This is a genomic window from Streptomyces sp. NPDC006197, from assembly GCF_040613865.1.
Taxonomy (GTDB): Bacteria; Actinomycetota; Actinomycetes; order Streptomycetales; family Streptomycetaceae; genus Streptomyces.
The window spans coordinates 1-1,438 of record NZ_JBEXSZ010000300.1; the positions used below are offsets into that span (position 1 = coordinate 1).

Here is a 1,438-nt window from a genome sequence, read left to right on the forward strand (position 1 = left end):
GAGCCCGATGCTCCACCCGCCGCATCGGCACCATCGTCCAAGCCGTCCACACACTGCTGACCTGCAGCTATTCAGGATGAAAGAGGCTCACTGAGCACGATATGTGGCTGACATGGTCGACTCCGATGCTCAGAATCGTCCCTGCGGCCGACCAGAGAACCGACTGATGCATAGGCTCGGTGCAGTCACTGCGTCCGCCACTTCATCCGCTGGAGCAGTGGTCCCAGGGGAATCGGGTCGACGGAGCGTTGCGTAGCGGCGAGTATGCGACGCGACCGCCAAGCTCCCGGAGACGCACGTGGGTAACCGACAAGCAGACATCGACTTCACCTTCCAGCGCCCAACGACCGTGCGCGGCTTGCTGGAGGTGTTGACCCCGGCCGGCTGGTCCGCTGAGGAACGCCCCGGCTACATCTCGTACATGATCAACGATGCAGATGACATGCACGAGTGGTACGACAGCACCCCCGACTGCCTGGACGCCGTGCTTGCGGAGCTGGACTCCGCAGCGAATCTGCCCTGCACCGTGGCGCTGAACATTTACCACACGCAGGGTGGGACTGGCGGCATGCTCATGTTCTTCGCGCAGCGCAGGAAAGTCTCTTTCCTTCCCACCATCAACCGCCGGAGCATCCCGGACGCACCGCAGTTCACCGACCTCGCCTGGTACCTGGCGGCACTTGCCCCTTCCCTGCTCTGGGCCGGCCTCGAAGGGTACGAGGCCCACGAGGACCCCAACTGAAGCGTATTGCAGAAGGTTCCAACACGGGCATTTGCCCTGTATGGGCGGGGCGCTGAAGGCTGATCCGTGGTGGGTGCAGACGTTCACGGCTCTGCGGACGCGGCAGTTCGAGCGGCTGCTGAAGGCCGTGCGCGAACGGGGAGGGGACGGTCCTGGTGGCGGCCGTCCGTGGTGCTTGTTGCTGGCGGACCGGGTGCTGCTGGTGGCCGTGTACTACCGCACGAACCTCACGATGCGGCACCTCGCGCCGCTGTTCGGCTGCTCGCCGGCGACGGTGTGCCGCGTCATCCAGCGGCTGCGACCGCTGCTCGCGATCGAGCCGGCAACCGGCCCCGCCGAGGGGGTCGAGCGGTTGTGGATCGTGGACTGCACCCTCGTCCCGGTCCGGGATCGGAAGACCGGCGCATCCTCACGCAACTACCGGTTCTCGGCGAACGTGCAGGTCATCCTCGATGCCGACACCAAGAACACCGCCGGGGAGCGCTATACATGCTCGTGGCGTTGCTCGGTGGGCGCCGCTCAGTGCGACATCCAAGAGCTCGCGACCGGCGTCGCGGTGACCCTCGGTGGGGTACCGCCTTCCGGCGGGCGGCCCTGGCCACTTAGAGGTCCTAACAGAAGCCACTGATGGTGTGACTGTCAGCTTGGATGCTCGTTGGGCCGTTCGTGGCGAAGAGGAACTCCCGGCCGTGGATC

At 65.5% G+C, this 1,438-nt stretch carries 1 protein-coding gene and 1 pseudogene; both read left to right on the forward strand.

From position 1 onward, the window contains the following. Positions 1-298 precede the first annotated feature (298 nt). Positions 299-742 (forward strand): hypothetical protein, encoded by a 444-nt coding sequence (locus ABZ318_RS39575; RefSeq protein ID WP_356907251.1) that lies wholly within the window; start codon positions 299-301, stop codon positions 740-742. Positions 743-782: 40 nt separating this feature from the next. Next, a pseudogene (locus ABZ318_RS39580) lies at positions 783-1,205 on the forward strand (transposase family protein); the annotation flags it as partial. Between the last annotated feature and the right edge of the window lie 233 nt (positions 1,206-1,438).